The 23,470-nt window shown below is 43.0% G+C and carries 29 protein-coding genes; 27 read left to right on the forward strand and 2 right to left on the reverse strand.

What is annotated here, in order from left to right; all coding sequences use genetic code 11:
- Positions 1-181: 181 nt before the first annotated feature.
- Both def and KM885_RS09145 read right to left on the reverse strand, forming a co-directional pair.
- Positions 182-757 carry a peptide deformylase gene (def, locus tag KM885_RS09140; RefSeq protein ID WP_027625331.1) on the reverse strand — a complete coding sequence of 192 codons (576 nt, stop codon included), beginning with the start codon at positions 755-757 and terminating at the stop codon, positions 182-184.
- Complete coding sequence (locus KM885_RS09145; protein WP_027625332.1) at positions 750-941, reverse strand: helix-turn-helix transcriptional regulator; 192 nt, start codon at positions 939-941, stop codon at positions 750-752. The genes def and KM885_RS09145 overlap by 8 nt, the downstream gene beginning before the upstream one ends.
- Positions 942-1,225: 284 nt before the next feature.
- On the opposite strand from KM885_RS09145, the gene KM885_RS09150 reads away from it, so the two are divergent.
- The 27 genes from KM885_RS09150 (at position 1,226) to KM885_RS09280 (ending at position 23,460) form a co-directional block, all read left to right on the forward strand.
- On the forward strand, positions 1,226-1,585 hold the full coding sequence (locus KM885_RS09150) for an HNH endonuclease (protein WP_042357510.1): 360 nt from the start codon (positions 1,226-1,228) through the stop codon (positions 1,583-1,585).
- A gap of 111 nt (positions 1,586-1,696) precedes the next feature.
- The gene (locus KM885_RS09155) at positions 1,697-2,248 is read left to right on the forward strand and encodes a P27 family phage terminase small subunit (protein WP_216883822.1); all 552 of its coding nucleotides are present in this window, start codon (positions 1,697-1,699) and stop codon (positions 2,246-2,248) included.
- Between the two features lie 20 nt (positions 2,249-2,268).
- Positions 2,269-3,444: a methionine adenosyltransferase gene (metK, locus tag KM885_RS09160; protein WP_216883824.1), complete on the forward strand. Its 1,176-nt coding sequence runs from the start codon at positions 2,269-2,271 to the stop codon at positions 3,442-3,444.
- Positions 3,425-4,681, forward strand: coding sequence for a site-specific DNA-methyltransferase (locus KM885_RS09165; protein WP_216883826.1), 1,257 nt, complete (start codon positions 3,425-3,427; stop codon positions 4,679-4,681). Before metK ends, KM885_RS09165 begins: the two co-directional genes overlap by 20 nt.
- Positions 4,682-4,764: 83 nt before the next feature.
- Positions 4,765-5,463 (forward strand): virulence protein, encoded by a 699-nt coding sequence (locus tag KM885_RS09170; protein WP_244986963.1) that lies wholly within the window; start codon positions 4,765-4,767, stop codon positions 5,461-5,463.
- Positions 5,460-5,687 carry a DUF4314 domain-containing protein gene (locus KM885_RS09175; protein WP_055742201.1) on the forward strand — a complete coding sequence of 76 codons (228 nt, stop codon included), beginning with the start codon at positions 5,460-5,462 and terminating at the stop codon, positions 5,685-5,687. The genes KM885_RS09170 and KM885_RS09175 overlap by 4 nt, the downstream gene beginning before the upstream one ends.
- Positions 5,688-5,710: 23 nt before the next feature.
- Positions 5,711-5,899, forward strand: a complete 189-nt coding sequence (locus tag KM885_RS09180) for a DUF5049 domain-containing protein (RefSeq protein ID WP_015926203.1) — start codon at positions 5,711-5,713, stop codon at positions 5,897-5,899.
- Between the two features lie 89 nt (positions 5,900-5,988).
- Positions 5,989-7,593 carry a terminase large subunit gene (locus KM885_RS09185; RefSeq protein ID WP_216883828.1) on the forward strand — a complete coding sequence of 535 codons (1,605 nt, stop codon included), beginning with the start codon at positions 5,989-5,991 and terminating at the stop codon, positions 7,591-7,593.
- Positions 7,594-7,636: 43 nt separating this feature from the next.
- Positions 7,637-8,881, forward strand: coding sequence for a phage portal protein (locus KM885_RS09190; RefSeq protein ID WP_144515329.1), 1,245 nt, complete (start codon positions 7,637-7,639; stop codon positions 8,879-8,881).
- Complete coding sequence (locus KM885_RS09195; RefSeq protein WP_124763834.1) at positions 8,882-9,571, forward strand: head maturation protease, ClpP-related; 690 nt, start codon at positions 8,882-8,884, stop codon at positions 9,569-9,571. It begins immediately after the preceding gene.
- Positions 9,572-9,590: 19 nt separating this feature from the next.
- Positions 9,591-10,784, forward strand: coding sequence for a phage major capsid protein (locus KM885_RS09200; RefSeq protein WP_216883829.1), 1,194 nt, complete (start codon positions 9,591-9,593; stop codon positions 10,782-10,784).
- Positions 10,785-10,796: 12 nt separating this feature from the next.
- Positions 10,797-11,009 (forward strand): head fiber protein, encoded by a 213-nt coding sequence (locus KM885_RS09205; protein WP_216883831.1) that lies wholly within the window; start codon positions 10,797-10,799, stop codon positions 11,007-11,009.
- Positions 11,010-11,035: 26 nt separating this feature from the next.
- The gene (locus KM885_RS09210) at positions 11,036-11,356 is read left to right on the forward strand and encodes a head-tail connector protein (protein ID WP_000257312.1); all 321 of its coding nucleotides are present in this window, start codon (positions 11,036-11,038) and stop codon (positions 11,354-11,356) included.
- Between the two features lies 1 nt (position 11,357).
- Positions 11,358-11,693: a head-tail adaptor protein gene (locus tag KM885_RS09215; RefSeq protein WP_216883833.1), complete on the forward strand. Its 336-nt coding sequence runs from the start codon at positions 11,358-11,360 to the stop codon at positions 11,691-11,693.
- Positions 11,694-11,698: 5 nt separating this feature from the next.
- A complete protein-coding gene (locus KM885_RS09220; RefSeq protein ID WP_216883834.1) occupies positions 11,699-12,130 on the forward strand; it encodes an HK97-gp10 family putative phage morphogenesis protein in 432 nt (143 codons plus the stop codon).
- Positions 12,127-12,468 carry a hypothetical protein gene (locus KM885_RS09225; protein WP_216883835.1) on the forward strand — a complete coding sequence of 114 codons (342 nt, stop codon included), beginning with the start codon at positions 12,127-12,129 and terminating at the stop codon, positions 12,466-12,468. Before KM885_RS09220 ends, KM885_RS09225 begins: the two co-directional genes overlap by 4 nt.
- Before the next feature lie 3 nt (positions 12,469-12,471).
- The gene (locus KM885_RS09230; protein ID WP_018664396.1) at positions 12,472-13,062 is read left to right on the forward strand and encodes a major tail protein; all 591 of its coding nucleotides are present in this window, start codon (positions 12,472-12,474) and stop codon (positions 13,060-13,062) included.
- An 11-nt stretch (positions 13,063-13,073) separates the two neighbouring features.
- Positions 13,074-13,460, forward strand: coding sequence for a hypothetical protein (locus tag KM885_RS09235; RefSeq protein ID WP_216883837.1), 387 nt, complete (start codon positions 13,074-13,076; stop codon positions 13,458-13,460).
- Positions 13,461-13,507: 47 nt separating this feature from the next.
- On the forward strand, positions 13,508-13,648 hold the full coding sequence (locus tag KM885_RS09240; protein ID WP_216883839.1) for a hypothetical protein: 141 nt from the start codon (positions 13,508-13,510) through the stop codon (positions 13,646-13,648).
- A 14-nt stretch (positions 13,649-13,662) separates the two neighbouring features.
- Entirely contained in the window at positions 13,663-16,083 is a 2,421-nt protein-coding gene (locus tag KM885_RS09245) for a phage tail protein (protein ID WP_216883841.1), read from the forward strand.
- 13 nt (positions 16,084-16,096) lie between these two features.
- Positions 16,097-16,948, forward strand: a complete 852-nt coding sequence (locus KM885_RS09250; RefSeq protein ID WP_042357472.1) for a phage tail family protein — start codon at positions 16,097-16,099, stop codon at positions 16,946-16,948.
- Between the two features lie 2 nt (positions 16,949-16,950).
- Positions 16,951-18,888, forward strand: coding sequence for a siphovirus ReqiPepy6 Gp37-like family protein (locus tag KM885_RS09255; protein WP_042357469.1), 1,938 nt, complete (start codon positions 16,951-16,953; stop codon positions 18,886-18,888).
- 16 nt (positions 18,889-18,904) lie between these two features.
- Complete coding sequence (locus KM885_RS09260) at positions 18,905-19,408, forward strand: hypothetical protein (RefSeq protein ID WP_042357467.1); 504 nt, start codon at positions 18,905-18,907, stop codon at positions 19,406-19,408.
- Positions 19,409-19,517: 109 nt separating this feature from the next.
- Positions 19,518-21,776 (forward strand): hypothetical protein, encoded by a 2,259-nt coding sequence (locus tag KM885_RS09265; RefSeq protein WP_244986964.1) that lies wholly within the window; start codon positions 19,518-19,520, stop codon positions 21,774-21,776.
- A 75-nt stretch (positions 21,777-21,851) separates the two neighbouring features.
- Positions 21,852-22,292 (forward strand): phage holin family protein, encoded by a 441-nt coding sequence (locus KM885_RS09270; protein ID WP_042357465.1) that lies wholly within the window; start codon positions 21,852-21,854, stop codon positions 22,290-22,292.
- 31 nt (positions 22,293-22,323) lie between these two features.
- The gene (locus KM885_RS09275) at positions 22,324-23,025 is read left to right on the forward strand and encodes an N-acetylmuramoyl-L-alanine amidase (RefSeq protein WP_042357463.1); all 702 of its coding nucleotides are present in this window, start codon (positions 22,324-22,326) and stop codon (positions 23,023-23,025) included.
- Positions 23,026-23,223: 198 nt separating this feature from the next.
- Complete coding sequence (locus tag KM885_RS09280) at positions 23,224-23,460, forward strand: SHOCT domain-containing protein (protein WP_082193417.1); 237 nt, start codon at positions 23,224-23,226, stop codon at positions 23,458-23,460.
- The last annotated feature ends 10 nt before the right edge of the window (positions 23,461-23,470 follow it).

Here is a 23,470-nt window from a genome sequence, read left to right on the forward strand (position 1 = left end):
CCGGAAAATAGTGCAGGAAGAGGGTTAAAAGGCCCTCTTCACCATTACCTTAGTCATTGTATGAAAATTACAGTGATTTAAATAATTAGTTTCTCCTTTTTAATGATTATTAAATTAAAATGAGCTGTCAAAACAACAACTCATTGCTTACCCACTTTGAATACCGACCTAATGCATGATCTCAGTATAAACTTTTACAGTTTTCTGGTAGTTTGAAAGGATTTTCTTTATTGATACGCTCATAAAACATAATTCCATTTAGGTGATCTATTTCATGTTGAATAACAATAGAGGAATAGCCATTGAGTTTTAATATTATTTCTTCTCCTTCTAAATTAAACCCTTTCACTTTAATTCTCTCATATCTTGGTACGAACCCATTTATATCTCGATCAACAGATAGGCACCCTTCACTTGGTGGTAAGTAAATCATAGAAACGGAATGGCTAATAATTTTTGGATTAATAAGGGTATATTCATGTTCTTTCCCCATCTCGTCAGTGAAATACGCTACAAACATTCGCTTATTCAAGCCAATCTGATTCGCGGATAATCCAACTCCTCCACGTAATTTATATTTTTTGGATAGAATGGGGTCTTGACTATTTTTTAAGAAATTCATCATACTAGTTAATGTTTCCTTATCTTCCTCAGGGGGAGGTACCATCACTTCCAGTGTTGGTCGATGTAAGATATCATTACCTTCCCTTACAATATCTTTCATTGTTATTATATAATTTGAATGAAATTTATTCATAAATAAACAATTCATCTACCTTTACTTTTAACGTTTTTGATAATTTGAAAGCCAGTTCCAGTGTGGGATCATATTTATCATTCTCTATACAATTTATTGTTTGTCTAACAACTCCACACTTCTTAGCAAGTTGCTCTTGTGTTATCCCCAATTTGTTCCGTATTGCTTTAATTTTATTTTTCAACAGTATCACCTATGTCAAAGATATTGGACATTGTTATTATAACAATTACAATAAACATGTCAATAACTTTGGATATTTTTGAAAATATCTATTGGTGGTTTTTGTACGCAGTAATCTGAATGCTCGCAAAAGGTTGGCACACTTTGGCACAGTTTGGCATACGATGACACTGTTTGTCTGTAGTGAAAGTTATATAATGGTAGTATGGAATATTAATAAACAGAAGCCTTCACGGGAGAACCACTCCTGCGAGGGCTTTTTCTATGGGCAAAAGGAGGTGCAGTATGCCAAAGAAACCTAAGCGACCGTGCTCTTACCCTGGTTGCCCAGAGCTAACCGACAAGCGCTTTTGTGAAGAGCATAGCAAGAAGGAAGCTGCACGGTATGAAAAGTATGATCGTGACCCAGCAACACGTAAGCGTTATGGTCGTGCTTGGAAAAGAATACGTGACCGTTACATTGCAGCTCATCCTCTTTGTGAGGAATGCAAACGACAAGGAAAGCTGACCCCAGCAACCGAAGTGCATCACATTCTTCCTCTTGCAAGAGGAGGGACTGACGATAGAAGTAATCTGATGGCTCTTTGTACTCCTTGCCACTCTGCAATCACAGCAAGAGATGGAGATCGTTGGGGAACCCGGTAGGGGGAGTCAAATCTCTACAGCTTTTTAAATGTGCAACGGGCGTGGGGTAACGCGTGAAAATTCGCGGTTTCAAACGGGGTAATAGGCCCATCGATGAAAAGAGGTGAGTGAATGGCCAAAGATGGAACAAATCGAGGCGGCGCCCGTATAGGCTCCGGTCAAAAGAAAAAACCACTTGCTGACAAAATTGCTGAGGGAAATCCCGGTAAAAGAAAGCTTGAAGTCGTCGAGTTCAAGAATACTGCTGACCTGAAGGGGCAGGAAATGCCAAAACCAAGGGCCATGCTCTCCGCAGTGCAAAAGGATGGGAAAACCTTAGAAGCGAGTGAAATCTATGAAATTACATGGAAATGGCTTGAGGAGCGAGAATGTGCCCATTTGGTACTTCCACAGCTTCTAGAGCGATATGCCATGAGTGCGGCCAGATGGATACAGTGTGAGGAAGCAGTAACCGAGTTTGGCTTTCTAGCCAAGCACCCAACCACCGGCAATGCTATTCAAAGTCCTTATGTAGCGATGAGTCAGAACTTTATGAGTCAGACAAACAGGCTATGGATGGAGATATATCAAATCGTTCGAGAGAACTGTGCTACAGAGTATTCTGGTTTAAACCCACAGGACGATGTGATGGAGCGACTGCTATCTGCCCGCAGAGGAAAATAAAAATGAGGAGATATGATGTAATGAGTAAAAGATATTTAACAGCAGAAAGTGTATGTGCTGGACATCCTGACAAACTATGCGACATCATAGCAGATAGCATTTTGGAAGCTTGCCTACGTAAAGATAGGGCATCACGTGTCGCTTGTGAGGTAATGGCAACCAAGGGGAAAATTATCGTGGCGGGCGAGATCTCCTGCAGCGAGAAAGTGAACATTAGAGACATTGTAAAAACTGTACTGAAAGATGTGGGATACAATCCTCTAAAATTTTTGATTTATGTATATGTACATAATCAAAGTGTAGATATTGCGGCTGGTGTGAATACCGCACTAGAAGCACGAAATGGCATAAACGAACAGTACGGTTCAATAGGTGCCGGAGACCAGGGAACAATGTATGGCTTTGCTACAAAGGAAACAAGAGAAATGCTTCCCCTACCCCTTGTACTATCTCACAGAATCGTAAAGAGACTGGATGATTGTCGCAAAGGAAAGCTGATCAAAGGGATTCTTCCTGATGGTAAAGCACAGGTAACGGTGGAATATGAGGATGACACTCCAGTGAGAATAAAGACGATTGTGATTTCTGTGCAGCATGATAAGAATAAAACACAGGAAGAACTTAAGGCGGATATTCTTAACAATGTCTTATGGCAATGCTTTGAGGATTTCCCTTTTGATGATGAAACAGAACTTCTCGTCAATCCATCTGGTCAGTTTGTTCTTGGTGGACCCGCTGCCGACACGGGTTTGACTGGAAGAAAAATCATGATCGACACCTATGGAGGGCTTTCATCTCATGGAGGTGGTGCTCTTTGTGGTAAAGACCCAACCAAAGTTGACCGAAGCGGTGCTTACATGGCTCGGTATATTGCCAAGCATATTGTTTGGTGTGGTTATGCAAAGAAGTGTGAAGTGAGTATTTCCTATGCCATTGGTAAGGCAAATCCAGTAGCCTTTACTGTAAATACCCTTGGCACTGGAACTGTTTCTGATGAAATATTAACTATTGCAGCTCAGGAGACTTTCAACTTAAGACCTGCGGCCATCATTGAAAAACTACGTCTTAGAAATGTGGTTTATTCTGACACAGCGGCTTATGGTCACTTTAATAGTTGTCTGTTCCCGTGGGAGGATGTAAATAAATACAGTGAATTTAGAAAGGCGGTGGAAAAGTATGTTGATAGAGAAGATTAAAACGAAACAACTCATCCCCGCTGAATATAACCCAAGGAAGGATTTAAAACCTGGTGATCCGGAATATGAGAAACTTAAACGCTCCCTTGAGGAGTTTGGATATGTAGAACCCGTTATATGGAATAAGACCACAGGCAAAGTTATCGGAGGGCATCAACGCTTGAAAGTCCTGCTGAGTATGGGCATGGATGAAATAGAATGCGTAGTTGTCGAAATGGATGAGCAAAAGGAAAAGGCTCTAAACATTGCACTAAATAAAATAAGTGGCGATTGGGATAAAGATAAATTGGCACTTCTCATTACAGACCTAAATGCTTCTGATTTTGATGTTTCTCTTACAGGATTTGACCCAGGAGAGTTGGAGGATCTTTTCAAAGATTCCCTTAAGGATAATATAAAAGAAGATGATTTCGATGTAGACAGCGAGCTGAAAAAGCCCGCTGTTTCGAATTTAGGGGATGTTTGGATACTCGGACAGCATCGATTAGTCTGCGGAGACAGTACAAAGAAAGACACCTTTGATGTCTTAATGGATGGGAAAGCTGCCAATCTGGTAGTTACGGACCCTCCATATAACGTCAACTATGAAGGCACTGCTGGAAAAATCAAAAATGACAATATGGCGAATGAAGCGTTCTATGATTTCCTGCTTGCGGCATTTCAAAACACCGAGGCAGCGATGGCAAAGGACGCTTCTATTTATGTATTCCATGCTGATACGGAAGGACTCAATTTTAGAAGAGCATTCTCCGATGCAGGATTTTATCTTTCTGGTACTTGTATATGGAAAAAGCAGTCCCTTGTTCTCGGTCGCTCTCCTTATCAGTGGCAACATGAACCTGTACTCTTTGGATGGAAAAGGAAAGGCAAGCATCTCTGGTATTCAGACCGTAAGCAGACCACCATCTGGGAGTTTGAGAAACCGAAGAAAAACAGCGACCACCCAACCATGAAACCAGTGGCACTTGTGGCATACCCCATTATGAATTCGAGCCTTAGTAACTGTATCGTGCTTGATCCCTTCGGCGGTTCAGGAAGTACACTGATTGCCTGTGAGCAGACAAATAGAATCTGCTACACCATTGAACTGGATGAAAAGTACTGTGATGTCATTGTGGAAAGGTATATTGAGCAAGTCGGAAACTCGGATGGTGTGTTTCTTTTAAGAGATGGTTCGAAATTTAGATATGGTGACCTGCCAAATGTTGATTTATCTACACAAAATACCGCCGATTAATAGAATCAGAAAGATGCTCTAAATGACTTGATAATAACAGCTTTTAGAGTGATATATGTACGTACCGAAAGTAGAAAGGCGGTATGAAAATGCAGATTAACTATAATGTTACAGGACCAAAAAGAAAAGCACTGGTTAACGCAATCAGCCAAGAACTAAATGCCCCTGTAAAATATCTCGGAGCACCTACATTTGCATATGAGGTGGCAGACTACAATGTTAACAAAAACGGAGTTCTAAGTGGACCAGACAATAAGGAACTGGTCGATGATCTATTGAGATTTCACGATTTCAAAGCAATTTCAGAAGAATTTGACACACCACTTCCGAAAGCAGAAGTAAATGAAAGGGAAGAATCTATCAATCTGATAATTCAAATGCCACGGGCGGATTTTACCGACACGGCAATCGAGAACCTAAAAGGATTAGTAGAAAGTAAAGCTACTCTTATAAAGAAAGCACTTGATACGGACTCCATTCCCATCATTGAAGATGAGGAATATGTCACCTTCCCTTGGTTTCAAAGTAAGTGCGCCTCAGAGGAGGTTAAGGCATACACCCATTTTGTCACGGCACTTTGCGAAATGGCGAAAAAACACACCCGTGTCAATTCCACCGAGAAATCAGTAGAGAATGAAAAGTACGCTTTCCGTTGCTTCCTGCTAAGGCTCGGCTTTATCGGACCAGAATATAAGAGGGAACGAAAGATTCTCCTCTCGAGGCTTTCAGGTAGCTCCGCTTTCAAAAGCGGAACGGCCAAGCAGGAGGTGAGTGAACAATGAATATCATTCACCCAGAAATGCTAAAGCAACTTAGAAGCTATTACACTCCAGGAACACGTGTGATGCTACTTAAAATGAACGACCCTTATACTAAACTTCAGCCTGGATCTAAAGGTACGGTTACTAGTGTTGATGACATAGGAACGATTCATGTCAGTTGGGATTCGGGTGGTTCCCTTGGAGTAGCCTTTGGTGAGGATTTATGCAAGAGAATCGAAGAGTAAACATGAATCGGGGGAGGTAATAAATGAATGAGATAATCAAAGAACAAATCCTTTCCATCCGAGAAAGTGGAGTCACAAATATGTTTGATGCAAATCGAGTCCAGTATGAAGCAAATGAACGAGGGTTTTATGAATTGGTAGTCTATTTAATAGACCATAAAACGGAATATGCTCATTTCATACTGACGGGGGAAGTGGATGAAAAGAAGTAAAAAAAATTTAACTAGGATAAGGAGAAGGGCTTCATCTATAGGATTGAGGCTCTTTTCTTTTGTCCTTTTTCATAAAAGGGGCGGTGTTTATGCGGAAACTGAAGAAATATAAGCCGACCGCCTTTATAGCTGATGGGTCATATTACGATAAGGATGCTGCTGATTACGCTGTAGCTTTTATCGAAGCACTCTCCCATACGAAAGGTTTATGGGCAGGTAAGCCTTTTGAACTTATCGATTGGCAGGAGCAAATAATCCGTGATTTATTTGGAATTTTAAAGCCAGATGGATATCGGCAGTTTAATACTGCTTATGTAGAGATACCTAAAAAGATGGGAAAAAGCGAGCTTGCCGCAGCAATTGCACTTCTCCTCACTTGCGGTGATGGTGAAGAACGGGCAGAGGTGTACGGTTGTGCCGCTGACCGCCAGCAGGCATCAATTGTATTTGAAGTAGCAGCCGATATGGTGCGGATGTGTCCGGCACTGAATAAACGAGTAAAGTTGCTGGCTTCAACTAAGCGATTGGTGTACCTGCCGACCAACAGCTTCTATCAGGTATTGTCGGCTGAAGCCTATTCCAAACACGGCTTCAATATACATGGTGTTGTTTTTGATGAACTTCATACTCAGCCAAACCGCAAATTATTTGACGTTATGACGAAAGGATCTGGGGATGCGAGGACCCAACCACTATATTTTCTTATCACCACTGCGGGGACGGATACCCAGAGTATTTGCTACGAAACACACCAAAAAGCGGTTGATATTATTGAGGGCAGAAAATACGATCCTACCTTTTACCCCATAATCTATGGTGCCAAAGAAGAGGATGATTGGACAGATCCAAAAGTGTGGAAGAAAGCAAATCCAAGCTTAGGAATTACGGTGGGAATTGACAAGGTAAGGGCAGCTTGTGAAAGTGCAAAGCAAAACCCTGCTGAAGAGAACAGCTTCAGGCAATTAAGATTGAATCAGTGGGTTAAACAGTCTGTCCGTTGGATGCCAATGGCAAAGTGGGATGCCTGTGCATTTCCAGTTATACCAGAAAGTCTTGAAGGGCGGGTATGTTATGGGGGTCTTGACTTATCTTCTACAACAGACATTACAGCCTTTGTGTTGGTGTTCCCACCAGAGGATGAAACAGATAAATACGTTGTTCTTCCGTATTTTTGGATGCCAGAGGACAACATTGACCTCCGAGTTCGAAGAGACCATGTGCAATACGATCTTTGGGAGAAGCAAGGGTATATTCTAACTACAGAAGGCAATGTAGTACATTACGGCTACATTGAGCGGTTTATTGAGGAACTGGGAGAAAAGTATAACATTCGAGAAATTGCTTTTGACCGTTGGGGAGCTGTTCAAATGGTTCAGAACCTTGAAGGATTAGGCTTTACTGTCGTTCCTTTCGGTCAAGGCTTTAAAGATATGTCACCACCAACCAAAGAACTGATGAAATTGACATTAGAAGAAAGAATAGCGCACGGTGGGCATCCAGTACTTCGTTGGATGATGGACAACATCTTTATAAAAACTGATCCAGCGGGCAACGTGAAGCCGGATAAAGAAAAAAGTACAGAAAAAATAGATGGCGCGGTGGCAACTATCATGGCACTTGATCGTGCTATTCGTTGTGGCTCAGGTAATAGTGGAGATTCGGTGTATGACGAGCGAGGTTTGATTGTCTTTTAAACCTTAATGGTTAGCACAACGTTGATATTCGGAGGTGACGCCTATGAATCTAATAAAAGGACTGTTTCGGTCAAGAGACAAACCGCAAAACCGTGTGGGTAGTGCATTTTCCTTCCTGTTTGGCGGTACGTCATCTGGCAAAACGGTTAATGAACGTACTGCAATGCAGGCAACAGCGGTGTATGCCTGCGTAAGGATACTGGCTGAAGCGATTGCAGGACTGCCACTACATGTATATAGATATCGTTCTGATGGAGGTAAAGAAAAGATTCCTTTCCACCCGCTGTATTACCTTCTTCATGATGAACCAAATCCAGAGATGACTTCGTTCGTGTTTCGAGAAACACTGATGAGTCATCTTTTGCTTTGGGGAAATGCCTATGCACAGGTGGTCAGAAACGGTCGTGGGCAGGCAGTTGCACTTTATCCCTTACTCCCCAACAAGATGGAAGTTAGTCGAGCAACAAACGGAGAGCTGGTATTTACCTACTATCGTGATACCGATGAAAGTGGCCTAAACCCAAAAGGTGGCTATGTCACACTCCGTAAAGATGAAGTCCTACACATACCTGGCTTAGGTTTTGATGGACTCATTGGTTATAGCCCAATCGCTATGGCGAAAAATGCAATCGGTATGTCACTTGCTACTGAAGAGTACGGTGCAGCATTCTTTGCCAATGGTGCTAATCCCGGAGGTGTGCTGGAACACCCAGGAGTAATCAAAGATATACAGAGGGTCAAGGATAGTTGGAATAGTGCCTATCAAGGCACAGGCAATGCTCACAAAATCGCTGTGTTGGAAGAGGGGATGAAGTTTCAAGCCATCGGCATCCCTCCAGAACAGGCTCAATTTCTAGAAACACGGAAGTTTCAAATCAATGAGATTGCGAGAATTTTCCGTGTGCCGCCTCATATGGTGGGAGATTTAGAGAAATCCAGTTTCTCCAATATTGAACAGCAGTCTTTGGAGTTTGTAAAATACACCCTTGATCCGTGGGTGGTGCGATGGGAACAAAGTCTCCAGCAATCGCTTATTTTGCCTTCTGAGAAAACTTCACTGTTTATCAAGTTCAATTTGGACGGTCTGCTTCGTGGTGATTACCAAAGTCGTATGAATGGCTACGCTACAGGTCGTCAAAATGGCTGGATGTCAGCCAACGATATCCGTGAACTGGAGGACATGAACAGAATACCAGCTGAGGAAGGTGGCGATTTATATCTGGTTAACGGAAATATGACAAAACTGGCTGACGCAGGTGCGTTTGCCAAAACCGAAGGAGGTCAGTAAATGAGGAAGTTTTGGAACTGGGTGCGAGATTCTGATGAAGAACGTACCCTCTATTTAAATGGAGTGATATCCGAAGAAACGTGGTGGGGGGATGAGGTTACACCTAAGATTTTTAAAGATGAATTGCTGGCAGGCACCGGCGATATTACGGTGTGGATTAATTCCCCTGGCGGTGATGTGTTCGCAGCAGCCCAGATTTATAACATGCTGATGGAGTATACCGGAAAAGTCAATGTAAAGATTGATGGGCTTGCGGCAAGTGCGGCATCCGTTATTGCAATGGCAGGTGGAGATGTATATATGTCCCCGGTTTCCATGCTGATGATTCATAACCCATCAACGATTGCTATCGGTGACAGTGAGGAAATGCTACGAGCAAAAGCACTATTAGATGAGGTTAAGGAAAGTATTATTAATGCCTATGAGCTAAAAACGGGTCTTTCCCGAACAAAACTCTCCCATCTGATGGATGCAGAATCATGGATGAATGCAAATAAAGCCATTGAGCTTGGTTTTGCAGACAAGATCATGTTCATGGAAAGTGAAACACCAGATTTGACGGATAGTCTTATCTTTAGCAGGATGGCCGTTACTAACTCGCTTATCAGTAAACTGCCAAAACAACCAAAACAGAAAACAGGTACACCCATTGAGTCGCTGGATAAGCGGCTTTCTTTAATTTCGCACTAATTTAAAGGAGGAAATAACAATGAGTAAAATTCTTGAATTGCGCGAGAAACGCGCTAAAGCATGGGACGCAGCAAAGGCATTCCTTGATTCAAAACGTGGCGGTGATGGACTGTTATCCGCTGAGGACACGACAACCTATGAAAAAATGGAAGCCGATGTGGTGGCTCTTGGTAAGGAAATTGAACGTTTAGAACGCCAAGCATCTATCGACTTGGAACTGTCGAAAGCAACCAGTAACCCAATTACCAACGAACCTACTAGAACTGGAGAGGAAATGACCGGTCGTGCAAGTGCTGAATACAAAAAGGCTTTCTGGAATGCGATGCGTGACAATGTCAGCTATGAAGTAAGGAACGCTCTAAAGATTGGCACTGATTCTGAAGGTGGATTCCTTGTGCCAGATGAGTTTGAACGTACTCTAGTAGAAGCTCTAGAGGAAGAAAATATTTTCCGTAGGTTGGCCAATGTAATTACTACATCTTCTGGTGACCGTAAGATTCCTGTTGTTGCAAGCAAAGGTACAGCAAGCTGGATAGATGAAGAAGGAGCTATCCCAGAAAGTGATGACAGCTTCGGTCAAGTATCCATCGGGGCCTATAAACTAGCGACAATGATTAAAGTCTCTGAGGAGCTACTAAACGATTCCGTGTTTAATCTCGAAAGCTACATCACAAGAGAATTTGCCCGTCGCATTGGTAACAAGGAGGAGGAAGCCTTCTTTGTAGGTGATGGCACAGGTAAGCCAACAGGAATTTTAAATGCCACAGGCGGCGGTCAAGTTGGTGTTACTGCGGCAAGTGCCACTGCCATTACTTTGGATGAGGTTTTAGATTTATTCTACAGCTTGAAAGCACCTTATCGTAATAAGGCAGTATTCGTAATGAATGATGCCACTATAAAAGCTATCCGTAAATTAAAAGACGGTAATGGCCAGTACCTATGGCAACCTTCCATCCAAGCGGGAACACCTGATACTATTCTTAACCGTCCGCTGTACACCTCATCCTATGTACCTACTATTGAAGCAGGTGCAAAGACTGTGGTATTCGGTGATTTTAGTTATTACTGGGTGGCAGACCGTCAAGGACGAGTATTCAAACGATTAAATGAACTCTATGCTGTCACAGGTCAAGTAGGATTTATTGCGACTCAACGAGTTGATGGAAAGCTTATCTTGCCGGAGGCCGTTAAGGTACTCCAACAGAAAGCGTAACGGAGGTGCTTTATGAGTTATAACACGAAGAACTATACCGAACAAGGCGGAGAAAAAACTGTCATCGGCGGTGTTTTAGAAATTAAAGAGGGGGCCTCGGTTACGGGGATTCCTATTGCAGAAAACCAAGCAGACAGCATAGCCACCGATGTTGCTGGTTTAGTTACGGACTTCAATTCCCTGCTTGCCAAACTAAAGGCAGCGGGGCTTATGGAGACGGACTAAGGTGGAATGTAAAGGAGGTTGGTGGTATGGCAGTGGCAGATAATCTCTTGCCTAAAGTTAAGGCAAACTTAATTTTGGCACATGACCAAGATGATGCCCTCCTTATTGGATTTATCACTGCGGCAGTCTCATATGCACAGAGCTATCAGCATGTTCCTGAAAACTATTATGAAACCCATGCCATGCCTCCAACAACAGAACAGGCAGTGATTATGTTATCGAGCCATTTCTATGAAAGCAGGGATGGCTCGACGGCAGGTTTCTTTGCTGATAGTGTACAGGCGGGGCAACAAGTATGGAATACAGTGAACTTGCTTTTACGGCTTGACCGAGAGTGGGGTGTTTAGCATGAGTTTTGGAAAGATGAACACCTTTATCGATATCATCAGCACGGTCCCAATAAAGGATGAGGATGGTTTCACCACAAAAGGTGACAACATACTCGCCAGTGTACTTGCTTACAAGGAAGATCGGCATGGCAGTGAACGGTGGACGAATATGGCATCATTTTCTTCTGCAACTTCCTTATTCAGGTTTAGGAAAATCTTTGGGCTTAAGGTGACGAATGAAATGGTCATCGTCTGTGATGATGGCAGATATCAGATTTTAAGTGTTGAGGATGTAAGAAACCGAGGGATGTATGTCGAGGTTTTAGCCGAAAAGCTAGAACCATCTGTGAGGTGATGGATATGGCAAAAGCGAATATAAAGATGCCAGAAGAATTCCTTTTAAAGGTATCCCGATTAGCTGACCAGACCGATGTGATTCTTCCTAAGGTTTTGGAAGTTGGCGGTGAAGTGGTGCTGGATAAAGTCAAAGGAAATCTAAGTAAGGTGGTTGGCAAGGACACGAAATATCCATCCAAAAGTACTGGCGAGTTGCTATCTTCACTGGGCCTTTCTGGTGCAAAGCAAGATAGAAACGGCAATTTCAATGTAAAAGTTGGCTTTGCCGAGCCACGATCGGATGGTGAAAGCAATGCTAAACTTGCCAGCATCATTGAATATGGCAAACATGGTCAGCCTGCAAAACCCTTCCTAAAGCCTGCGAGGAATTCATCTAGGAAACCTTGCATCAACGCAATGGTCGCCAAGCTGGAGGAGGAGATCGAGAAGATATGAATATTTTAGAGGAATTGAATACCCTTGTTTCCAATATACCGCTCCCCGTGGAAATTGGGGTTTTTTCAGGTTTGGCACCAGATGAGTATGTCGTGATACTCCCTCTTTCGGATATTTTTGAAGTTCATGCGGATAACCATCCAGGCTTTGATGTGCAGGAAGCGAGGATATCACTGTTCTCAAAAAATAACTACCTAGAGCGGAAAAGACAGCTCACAACTGCTTTAATAAATGCAGATTTTACTGTGACCGAACGAAGATATATCGGTCGCGAGGATGATACTGGATATCATCATTACGCCATCGATGTGGCGAAAAACTATAGATTGGAGGAATAACACATGGCAACGATCGGTCTTGATAGACTGTACTATTCAAAAATAACCGAGGACGCTAACGGTGAGGAAACTTATGCCCAACCTTCTGTACTTGCAAAAGCCATCACTGCTGAACTCTCGGTAGAACTGGTGGAAGCAATTCTGTATGCTGACGATGGTGCGGCTGAGGTTGTGAAAGACTTTAACAGTGGTACTCTCACTCTCGGTGTTGACGACATTGGTCCGACAGTCGCAGCGGATTTAACTGGTGCTTCTACTGATGACAACGGAGTACTAATCTCAGCTAGTGAAAACGTAGGTACACCAGTTGCAGTGGGGTTTCGTGCGCAAAGGGCTAATGGAACATACCGCTATTTTTGGCTGTATCGCGTTAAGTTTGGACTACCAGCCACCAACTTACAGACAAAGGCTGATTCCATTACCTTTTCTACACCCACCATTGAAGGAACCGTTATGCGTAGGAATAAGCTGGATGGATTGGGCAAGCACCCATGGAAAGCGGAAGTTACAGAAGGTGATCCTGGTGTTTCATCGACCACCATAACAGGCTGGTTCACTGAAGTCTATGAACCTGTATATACACCTGAACCATAGGAGGGGAAATAATGGATAATGATAGAAGTGCCTCAATCAACATAGGTGACAAAGAGTATGAACTGGTTTTAACTACACGTGCAACAAAGGCCATTGCCGGTCGTTACGGTGGTCTTGAAAACCTTGGAGAAAAACTGATGAAATCAGAAAACTTCGAGATGGCACTGGACGAGATTGTTTGGCTAATCACACTGCTTGCAAACCAGTCCATTTTGATTCGGAATCTTAAAAATAAGAACACACCAGAAGAATTGCTTACAGAGGAAGAAGTGGAGCTTCTTACTTCACCACTTGACTTAGCGGCATATAAAAATGCAATTACCGAGGCGATGTTCAAAGGTACAAAGAGAAATGTGGAAAGTGAGGAGGAAACTCCAAAAAACGTGGAAGTCGGGTAACGGACGCTGAGGTCTTTACCCGGCTTCTTTATTATGGAACAGTTCAGATGGGCATGGAAGCAGAGGAATTCTGGCTTCTGCCAATTGGACTGTTTTTTGATTTATGGACTTGCCACAAGCAATGGCATGGGATTGAAAAGCCAAAGAAAACTCGGACAATTGACGATATTATCCCACTAGGCATATAGGAGGAGGTGAAGGGATGGCGGACAATTTTGGATTAAAAATAGGTGTCGAGGGTGAGCGAGAATTTAAGAAGGCGCTCTCCGAAATCAATCAATCATTTAAGGTACTAGGTAGTGAAATGGCCCTTGTAACCAGTGAATTTGATAGAAACGATAAATCTATTCAATCGATCACGGCTCGAAATGCCGTTTTAAATAAAGAAATTGACGCACAGAAAGAAAAGATTTCTACCCTTAAGGCTGCCCTTGATAATGCCTCCTCCTCTTTCGGTGAAAATGACCGCCGCACCCAAAACTGGCAGATACAATTAAATAGGGCTCAGGCAGAACTGAACCTTATGGAGCGTGAACTTGAAGAGTCCACAATTGAAGCGGATAATCTCGGTGAAGAGTTAGAGGATTCCGGTAAAAGTGCAGAGGATGCAGGAGGCAGGTTCGAAAAGCTTGGCGGTGTACTCAAGGGCATTGGTGTGGCAATGGGCGCAGTTGCCGTTGCCGCTGGAGCCGCGGCTATTAAGTTAGGTAAAGAGGTAGTTACTCAGTTCGGAGAATTGGAGCAAAACCTAGGCGGATCAGAAGCGGTTTTCGGTGCATACGCTGCATCGATTCAAAAAACCGGTGAAGAAGCCTATAAAAATCTCGGTGTCTCTCAAAGTGAGTATCTTGCGACCGCCAACAAAATGGGTGCATTGTTCCAAGGCTCTGGTATACAGCAACAGAGAAGTCTTGAGCTAACTGAAAAGGCCATGCAACGTGCAGCAGACATGGCATCGGTTATGGGTATTGATATGTCCTCGGCATTAGAGGCAGTCACTGGGGCGGCAAAGGGTAACTTTGATATGATGGATAACTTGGGTGTAGCGATGAACGCTACAAACATTGAAGCCTACGCTCTCGCAAAGGGTCTGGATTTCACTTGGAATACTGCAACACAAGCGGAAAAAGCCGAAGTTGCAATGCAAATGTTCTTTGAGAACACGGAGCAGTATGCAGGTAACTTTGCAAAAGAATCAACCCAGACGATTTCTGGTTCTATTGGTTTGCTACAGGCTGCACTTGGTTCATTTACAGCCGGACTCGGCAATGCTAATGCCGACATGACAAATCTGACTGAGAATCTTGTGGAGGCTTTCGAGGCAGTTGTAACTAATATCGTACCGGTCTTGGAAAATATCGTAGCCGCATTACCAACAGCGACGGGCGCAGTATTAGCAGCGGTTGCAGACTTGCTTCCAATGCTTCTTGAATTAGTTACAAATATATTCACGCAAGTACTGGAAACAATTTTGAGCCTTTTACCCGAACTTATTCCAGCTGCGGTAAGTGCTCTAATGACGATTGTCGGTGCATTAATTGATAACCTTCCACTGCTGATAAATGCAGCAATCGAACTAGTAACAGCACTTGTGGATGGGATCGGAATAGCGTTACCACAACTCATCCCTGCCGCGGTTTCTGCTGTAATGCAGATTGTCCAAGGATTGATGGATAACCTACCACTCATTTTAGATGCCGCTTTGCAGTTGATTATAGGATTAGCACAGGGATTGGTAGAGGCAATACCTCAGCTTACTTCTGCCTTACCGGTCATCATCAAAGCAATAGTGGATTTTATCATTGCATCTATTCCACAGATTATTGATGCGGGTATTCAATTATTGACATCATTGGTCACAGCTTTGCCTACCATTATTACAGCAGTTGTGGAAGCAATTCCGCAAATTATCGATAGTATCATCAGTGCTGTTATTGGGTCGATTCCTTTGATTATTGATGCAGGTATCCGGCTTCTAATATCACTCATACAGGCATTGCCACAGATTATTACTACTGTTGTAGGTGCTATTCCCAAGATTGTTAGCTCGCTGGTCAATGCCATTATTGGTAACATCGATAAGATTATCTTAGCGGGTGTACAACTGTTTGTGGCACTGATTGCAAATCTGCCAAGGATAATCGTGGAGATCGTAAAAGCCGTACCGCAGATTATCTCTGGACTGGTTAGGGCCTTTACTGGCTATATCGGTCAAATGGCACAAGTGGGCGGCAATTTGATTAAAGGGTTGTGGAAGGGTATATCAGACGCAGGTGCATGGTTATGGGGTAAAATATCCGGGTTTTTCGGAAATGTTGTTTCAAGGATTAAAGACTTCTTCGGTATCCGCTCCCCTTCAACTCTATTTGCTGGAATTGGCCACAACATGGGTGAAGGTATCGGTGTAGGTTTTGAGGATGCAATGACAGCAGTTTCAAGGGATATGCAAAATGCAGTACCAACCAGCTTTGATTTTAATTACAGAGGTGTATCTGGACAAGGTAATGCCACGGGTTCAAGTATCACTCAAAATATTTCAGTTGTGACACCTAAAGCTCTATCAGAAAAAGAATTAGCACGGGAGTTTAAGAACCTATCCCGTAAACTGGCACTTGAATTGTAAAGGAGGTACGGAAATGGAGCTAACATACACCAATAGAGATGGAGAGAGTATTACGCTTAAGCAAAGCCGACCGTACTTTCTTACGAGGGTAGACGGTACTGGAAATATTCGTCAAACCGTCAACACTTTCAAGGCGCCGGATCAGGATGGCGCTTTTTATATTTCCTCCACACTAGATATGCGAAACATAACGATTGAAGGTACGGTTGTTGCTGATACTCCCGATGAAGCCTTTAAAAGGAGACAACGATTCCTTCAAATATTCAGCCCAAAGCTACTAGGGACCCTTCAATACCGTGACCGACAGATATCCTGCGTGGTGGAGGAGGCAGGTTTTAGTGTTTCTAATCGGCAACGAATACCAAACTTCTTTGTCAGTCTACTCTGCCCATCCCCTTTCTTCGAGACATTAAATGAGGTGCGAGAGGAACTGGCATCATGGATACCGCTATTTGAGTTTGAATTGGAAATTCCTATGAGTGGCATGGAGTTCGGAATGCGTCAACCTAGCCAAATCATTACAGTGGAAAATATCGGGGATGTATCTTGTGGATGTGAGATTGTATTCCGAGCCTTAGGTACTGTGTCGAACCCTGAACTATTAAACATAGACACGGGAGAATATATCCGACTTCTCACTACAATGAGCGCTGGGGATGAACTTCGCGTATATACCCACTTCGCTGGTAAGCGTGTGGTCCAGATTGATGGGTCAACGATTACAAATGCTTTTTCACTGTTGGATACCAATTCGGTGTTCTTTCAACTCGCGGCAGGTCTTAATACACTACGATACGATGCTTCAGTCAATATGGAACTGCTAGAGGTTAGTATTTACTTTCGTCCGCAGTTTCTGGGGGTGTGAAAATGGAACTGTATATCTACAATTCAAACCGAGATCTTGTGGGCATTGTGGAGTCCTTCGAGTACTTACGCTGGACGAGACGCTATTCCCAGTGTGGCTCATTTGAGTTAAAAGCGATTGCAACTTTGGAAAATACAGAACTATTAAAGGAAGGGAATATCATCTGGAAAAATGATGATGAGGAAGTCGGGATCATCGAACATCTGGAACTTTCTCAAACCGAGCATGAAATTATTACTGCAAGTGGTCGGTTTGCAACTTCCTTCCTCTCCCGCCGCATTGTTTGGCAAACGGAGAAATTGTCTGGTGATATTTCTACTTGTGTAGAGCAACTTTTAAATAATAATCTTATCAATCCTTCTGATGTAGCAAGGAAGATTGCGAACATATCCTTTTCTGCTCCAAACTTAAATGTTCCTATCAGCACACAGGTATCGTATCGAAATTTGATGGATGCTGTGACAGAACTATGTGTTGCTTCGGATATTGGCATTAAGACCGTGTTCAATCCTGCGACAGGGGTTTTTACTGTAGCGTTGTATATGGGAACAGGGTCACAAGCGGTATTTTCTAAGGAGTTTGAAAACCTTACGGAACAGATTTATACAATAAGTGCTGGAGATTATGCCAACACCGCCCTCGTTGGTGGCGAAGGAGAAGGTACAGACAGAACCTTTGCAGCTATAACAAGTGGCTCTGGTGAGACAAGACACGAGATTTTTGTGGATGCTAAGGATTTGCGGGCAGAAGACTTTGGTTCAGATTACATTAATACACTAATCTTTCGAGGTCAAAGTAAGCTGAGTGAGCAGGCAATACGCTATTCATTTGATACATCGGTCAATCCACACGGCAATTTGACATATAAAATAGACTTCGATCTTGGGCAGACCGTCAAAGTCATTTCCAAAGCATGGGGTGTATCCATGACGACACGCATCACCGAGGTCGAAGAAACTTATGACGCAGATGGCCAGAGTATCAGTGTAGTGTTCGGAAAAGCTGAGTTGACAATAGCACAAAAATTACGCTCCGACTTGAGTGAAGTTAAAACAGCAATAATGGCACCAACTGGCATATCCGAAATTGCACAGGCTTTAGGAACTGTGGAGGAAACGCTGGGAACTGTAGAGGAAACCTTGGGTGACTTGACGGAGGTAGATTCAGAGATTCAAGGAGACAACGTATCATCTACTATCAACAATCTGTATGGGAAACTACCTGCACTAGAAATTAATGTTGGCGGAGGAACTGTATCGATAGGTCAATATGCGTTGCATCATATGAACCCTGGAGATGCCTTTTATTTCACCTCTTGGAGTGGCAATAAGTTCAGTGATCAGCCAAGTGACGACGGCCATGTCTTTTTGGTAAAGCATAACGGGGACAATACGGGAAATGGCTTTCAGCGGGCGATGGGTTTCTTTATTTCTCGTAATACCATGACATTCTATGTGATTTCCGTTTTCGTATTTAACAACCCTTCTGGTCAAGCTAACTGGCTAAATATCAATAACGAGCCTGTAACTACGGCAAGAATAGAAAATGGAGCAGTCACTGGCTTGAAAATTGCAGACCGTACAATTACAGCTGCCAAGATGGTATCCTCCTTTAGCGATTACTCAACTACTGAACAAAATACTGGGCGACTATGGATTGATGGCAAGACGATTTATCGTAAAGAGATAAATCTGGGTTCGCTTACGGATACGACACCAAAACATGTACCTCATGGCATAGCAAACCTCAGCACTGTTGTCAATCTATCCGGTTTTGTCACGAACGGGAATGTCTTCTTACCACTGCCGCTTGCTCGGTACAACAACTTCGCATCGCAAATCGGACTCTTTGCGAATTTGACCGACATTGTCGTCGAACCAGGAAATGATAGAACAGCATATACAGGCTATGTGGTTATAGAGTACACAAAAGCCATTTAAAGGGAGGGAAGGATTTATGGAGAAAAGTGGATTTTTTAACTCATCCGATGGAGATAGAGTCTATGATGCAACGGACTTTGCTTCATATTTTGGAAGTCTTGTCTCGAACGGCATATTTTATGCGACACCAACAAACCTTTTGGTGTCTCCTGGGATTGGGTTGGCAGTGAGCATAGCAGTGGGCAGTGCATGGATTAATGGATATAGATATGAAAATACGGATGTTTTAAATAAACCCCTTGCTACAGCAGACGGAAGTAATCCTCGCATAGACCGGGTTGTGCTTAGGTTAAGTCAAATTACGAGGAGCATTCAGCTTGCCATTGTCACGGGTACTCCTACAGCAACACCCACAGCCCCAGAGTTGACAAGAACAAGCGATATCTATGAACTTGGCATTGCTGATGTTTTAGTACCTTCGGCTGCTACATCGATTTCAGCAAATAACATTATAGATACCCGACTGAATACTAGTCTTTGTGGGTTGGTAAATTCGTTAGTTTCGGCTGTTTATGAATAGGAGGTGAATGTAAGTGGCGGATATTAACGGTATAACTTTGCAGGCGGGTTCTAGCCCGACCGTTCATTACACGATTACTTATACTAAAAGCCGACCTAATAATAGTCAGATGACATACAACTTCACCATATCCGCTGCGTTAGGTTCATCAGGTTCCTTTATTCGTAGTGGTTATGCATTGCTTTGCACTATGACTGTAAATGGATCTTCTTCACAAGTGCGTATTAAAGCGGCAGACGGAGATAACTGGGAAGGGACCACACCAAGGATTAGATATGTTTCGGTGACCTGTGCTTCTACTACAGGTAATGCAACCCAGCCAGTCACATTCAAAGTGGTATCTGATGGACGATTACCATTATCCTCTGGTGTGATTACCAATTCAAGCTATACGGTACTAAGTGCTCCATTGCTTACTACGGTTTGTGGAGCTCCGACAGCTTGTACGGTTTCTCCGCTACTTGCGGAAGGCAATGTGACCCTTTCTTGGAGTGGGGCTTCTGGAGGCATCAATAATACGATTTCCAGTTACGAAATTCAATATAGTGACTCTGCAGATAACGTCACATGGGGAGCATGGACTGCTCTGACCACAGTGACCACCACAGCGACAAGTGGTAGTGTATCGGTTGCATCACCTCCTACCCGAGGTAATTACCGTAGATTTCGGGTACGAACCCGTGGTACAGCAGGCGCTAGTTATTACTCTAGCTGGAAAGTGTCCACAAACAGCGTCCGTAGAAATACTGTGCCAAAGCCAGCAACGACAGCTGTTGCCTCCCCGGCAGCATATAGTGATGAGACGATCACACTTTCTTGGAGCGGGGCGTCAAGCGGTACGAGTCCAATTAAGGGATATCAAATTGCCAGCCGCACATCCACAGATAACAGCACATGGAGTACATGGAATGTGTTAACCATACTGACATTGGCGGCAAGCGGTGGTAGTTATAACCCAACTGTATCGAGGACTCCAGGAACATACACACAATTTGGTATTTGGACAATCGACACATTGGATGTTTATTCAATAGAGAAAGTCAGCAATAGTATCTATTGTAATGTCACAGCTTGTGCGGCACCGACCGTTTGTACGGTAAGCGCAACATTATCTGAAGGAAATGTTACTCTTTCTTGTAGCGGAGCATCTGGCGGCGCAGGCAATGCCATTACATCCTACGAAATACAATATAGTGATTCGCCTGATAATAGCAATTGGGGTGCCTGGTTGGCATTGGCGATAGTCAATACTTCTGCAACAAGCAGTATTTTAAATGTCAGTCCACCTGCTACACGTGGTCATTATCGTCGGTTCCGAATAAGAACTCGAGGTACGGCTGGGGAGGTTTATTACTCAGACTGGACTATTTCCAGCAATACTGTACGTAAAAATATACTACCGATCCCGCCAACTATTTTTTCGGCAAACCCTCCTATATATGAAGCTAATACAATAAATCTTTCATGGAGTGGGACGGTACCTGGAACCAGTGCGATTAAGCAGTATGTCATACAACAGTCTATATCGACAGATGGTGTGAATTGGTCGGCATACGTAGCACTGACGACTATTATTTCAAGCAATACTTCAGGTAGCCTTCAGGTAAATGCTTCACAGATAGCTGGTCGGTATACCCGTTATCGAATCAGTGTTACAGATGCACTTGATGCAGTGTCTGCCTTTGTAGTTAGCAACACGGTTAAGAAAAACAGCCCTCCTGCAGCACCGGTAGTGGACTGTCCAATGTCTGGCAATTTTACTTATAACCCTACACCACGTTTTATGATCACAACAGGAATTGAACCAGATGGACAAACACAAATAGTGGAGGTAAAAATTGACTCTGGTCCATGGCAAAATAGCGTAGACAATCCTGAACGGTTTTCTGTAAGCGGCTATCTTGGTAATGGGGTCAAGACAATTTACCAAGCAGAACCGCTTTCTGCAGGAAATCATACGGTTACCTTCCGTTGTCTTGACAGTGATATCGAATCAGCAAGCACAGAAGTTGTTCGTACCTTCACGATTTTAGCATTACCTTTTGAAATCATCACCGCTAATGTGACACATGTAAAGGCAGCGCATATTCAGACGCTTCGAACTGCTATAAACAGGATTCGTAGCTATTACAATCTGTCCCCTGCAACTTGGAAAGAGGATATCATCGCAGGAAAGACAGCTGTTAAGAATTGGCCATTTCATATCGTTGAAATACGCAAAGCTATTGATGCGATTATTATAATGGTTAATAGTTTTGATTCCTCCCAGGCATTCGATATACCACCTGTCACATGGCTACCTATTGGTACAGGAAGACCAAGGGCAGATGTAATGCAACAAATTCATGACCTAATTCAAATAATATAAAGATAAAATTCAGCGCTCTTGCAATTTGCAGGGGTGCTTTTCTATATACAAATACTCGAAACGGAGGTGTTTTTAATGAAAGAGACTTGGAATTGGATACAGCTGACTTTTGCCGCTGCCGGTGGATTTTTCGGATGGTTTCTCGGCGGTTATGATGGATTTCTCTATGCACTGGTAGCCTTCGTGGTCATCGATTATCTGACAGGTGTCCTTTGTGCAATTGCGAATAAAAAACTGTGTAGCGAAATCGGTGCTAAGGGAATTTTCAAAAAGGTGCTCATCTTTATAATGGTAGGAATCGCTCATATTATCGATACACAAATTTTGGTTAGTATTGGAGAAAATAGTGGCATTTTACGAACAGCAGTAATCTTTTTCTACCTAAGTAATGAAGGAGTATCCATTTTGGAGAATGCTGGACATATTGGACTGCCTATCCCAGAAAACCTAAAATCGGTTCTACAGAAACTACATGGACGTGATAAGGAACCGCCTAAGCCTGGTGATGGAATATGATTGAATTAATATTTGATTAGAGGTGATTTTAATGAAGTTACGCAAACTAATACTTACGAACAATGCCTGCTATAAAGCAGGTAAAACAATAAAACCGAAGGGTATCATGGTTCACTCAACTGGGGCCAACAACCCGTGGCTTAAGCGATATGTTGGACCAGATGACGGTTTGTTAGGAAAGAACCAGTACAACAACCATTGGAATCAAGATAAACCTGGGGGTCGTCAAGTTTGTTTTCATGCCTTTATTGGTAAATTAGCAGATGGCTCTATTGCTACCTATCAAACATTGCCTTGGAATCACCGAGGTTGGCATGCTGGCGGAACGGCGAATAATACTCATATTGGATTTGAAATCTGCGAGGACGGTCTAACTGATGCCTCGTATTTTTCTGCCGTTTATAAGGAAGCTGTAGAGCTTTGTGTATATCTTTGCAAACTCTATGGGTTTAGTGAGGAGGATATCATCTGTCACAGCGAAGGTTATAAACGAGGCATTGCCAGTAACCATGGGGATGTGATGCACTGGTTTCCTAAACATGGGAAGAGTATGGACACCTTTCGAGCGGATGTGAAGAAGTTACTTAGCACAGAAAATAAACCAGCAGGGCCGGTGACAAAGAAATATTACCGTGTGCAGATCGGTGCATATTCGGACAAAGCAAATGCTGAGGCACAGCTTACCAAAGCTAAGAAGGCAGGCTTTACGGATGCATTTATTAAGTATGATTAATCAAATAGAGCAGGTAAAAAAACAGTATTTCTTAAATTTCATCAAGCCTCTCAAATAAAATATTAAACTATTAAATTTAAGTAGCCTGTGAGGGTTCTTCCCTTGCAGGCTCTTTTTTTTATGCCTTGATTTAATTAAATTCTACAAATCCTCAACTTCGACCTGTTCCCACGGCTATTAGGTAGGAGGTGATTCCTAGTGAATCAGCATGAGGATAAAAAAGTTACGAAGATCTTAGATGAGGCTATAGAAAACAGCACCGCACTAAAGAGAGTATCACAGGAACAGTTACAATGTGAGTTTGATTATATCCAGGCAGAAAAATTGCTGAGAAAGATGCTCGAAAAAGGCTTAATAACTGAAGTGGAATTCAACAAAATAGACGCATTAAACCGACAAACTTCCCCCCCTTTTTTAGCTGAGATAATGCCCTGAAATCGTTGAT

This window comes from Oceanobacillus caeni, assembly GCF_019037185.1.
Taxonomy (GTDB): domain Bacteria; phylum Bacillota; class Bacilli; order Bacillales; family Amphibacillaceae; genus Oceanobacillus; species Oceanobacillus caeni.

Bases quoted from the DNA above. Each gene is read 5' to 3' on its own strand.
- def (WP_027625331.1), bottom strand. From the start codon at position 757: ATGAATAAATTTCATTCAAATTATATAATAACAATGAAAGATATTGTA.
- KM885_RS09150 (WP_042357510.1), top strand. From the start codon at position 1,226: ATGCCAAAGAAACCTAAGCGACCGTGCTCTTACCCTGGTTGCCCAGAG.
- KM885_RS09155 (WP_216883822.1), top strand. From the start codon at position 1,697: ATGGCCAAAGATGGAACAAATCGAGGCGGCGCCCGTATAGGCTCCGGT.
- metK (WP_216883824.1), top strand. From the start codon at position 2,269: ATGAGTAAAAGATATTTAACAGCAGAAAGTGTATGTGCTGGACATCCT.
- KM885_RS09165 (WP_216883826.1), top strand. From the start codon at position 3,425: ATGTTGATAGAGAAGATTAAAACGAAACAACTCATCCCCGCTGAATAT.
- KM885_RS09170 (WP_244986963.1), top strand. From the start codon at position 4,765: ATGAAAATGCAGATTAACTATAATGTTACAGGACCAAAAAGAAAAGCA.
- KM885_RS09175 (WP_055742201.1), top strand. From the start codon at position 5,460: ATGAATATCATTCACCCAGAAATGCTAAAGCAACTTAGAAGCTATTAC.
- KM885_RS09180 (WP_015926203.1), top strand. From the start codon at position 5,711: ATGAATGAGATAATCAAAGAACAAATCCTTTCCATCCGAGAAAGTGGA.
- KM885_RS09185 (WP_216883828.1), top strand. From the start codon at position 5,989: ATGCGGAAACTGAAGAAATATAAGCCGACCGCCTTTATAGCTGATGGG.
- KM885_RS09190 (WP_144515329.1), top strand. From the start codon at position 7,637: ATGAATCTAATAAAAGGACTGTTTCGGTCAAGAGACAAACCGCAAAAC.
- KM885_RS09195 (WP_124763834.1), top strand. From the start codon at position 8,882: ATGAGGAAGTTTTGGAACTGGGTGCGAGATTCTGATGAAGAACGTACC.
- KM885_RS09200 (WP_216883829.1), top strand. From the start codon at position 9,591: ATGAGTAAAATTCTTGAATTGCGCGAGAAACGCGCTAAAGCATGGGAC.
- KM885_RS09205 (WP_216883831.1), top strand. From the start codon at position 10,797: ATGAGTTATAACACGAAGAACTATACCGAACAAGGCGGAGAAAAAACT.
- KM885_RS09210 (WP_000257312.1), top strand. From the start codon at position 11,036: ATGGCAGTGGCAGATAATCTCTTGCCTAAAGTTAAGGCAAACTTAATT.
- KM885_RS09215 (WP_216883833.1), top strand. From the start codon at position 11,358: ATGAGTTTTGGAAAGATGAACACCTTTATCGATATCATCAGCACGGTC.
- KM885_RS09220 (WP_216883834.1), top strand. From the start codon at position 11,699: ATGGCAAAAGCGAATATAAAGATGCCAGAAGAATTCCTTTTAAAGGTA.
- KM885_RS09225 (WP_216883835.1), top strand. From the start codon at position 12,127: ATGAATATTTTAGAGGAATTGAATACCCTTGTTTCCAATATACCGCTC.
- KM885_RS09230 (WP_018664396.1), top strand. From the start codon at position 12,472: ATGGCAACGATCGGTCTTGATAGACTGTACTATTCAAAAATAACCGAG.
- KM885_RS09235 (WP_216883837.1), top strand. From the start codon at position 13,074: ATGGATAATGATAGAAGTGCCTCAATCAACATAGGTGACAAAGAGTAT.
- KM885_RS09240 (WP_216883839.1), top strand. From the start codon at position 13,508: ATGGGCATGGAAGCAGAGGAATTCTGGCTTCTGCCAATTGGACTGTTT.
- KM885_RS09245 (WP_216883841.1), top strand. From the start codon at position 13,663: ATGGCGGACAATTTTGGATTAAAAATAGGTGTCGAGGGTGAGCGAGAA.
- KM885_RS09250 (WP_042357472.1), top strand. From the start codon at position 16,097: ATGGAGCTAACATACACCAATAGAGATGGAGAGAGTATTACGCTTAAG.
- KM885_RS09255 (WP_042357469.1), top strand. From the start codon at position 16,951: ATGGAACTGTATATCTACAATTCAAACCGAGATCTTGTGGGCATTGTG.
- KM885_RS09260 (WP_042357467.1), top strand. From the start codon at position 18,905: ATGGAGAAAAGTGGATTTTTTAACTCATCCGATGGAGATAGAGTCTAT.
- KM885_RS09265 (WP_244986964.1), top strand. From the start codon at position 19,518: ATGACATACAACTTCACCATATCCGCTGCGTTAGGTTCATCAGGTTCC.
- KM885_RS09270 (WP_042357465.1), top strand. From the start codon at position 21,852: ATGAAAGAGACTTGGAATTGGATACAGCTGACTTTTGCCGCTGCCGGT.
- KM885_RS09275 (WP_042357463.1), top strand. From the start codon at position 22,324: ATGAAGTTACGCAAACTAATACTTACGAACAATGCCTGCTATAAAGCA.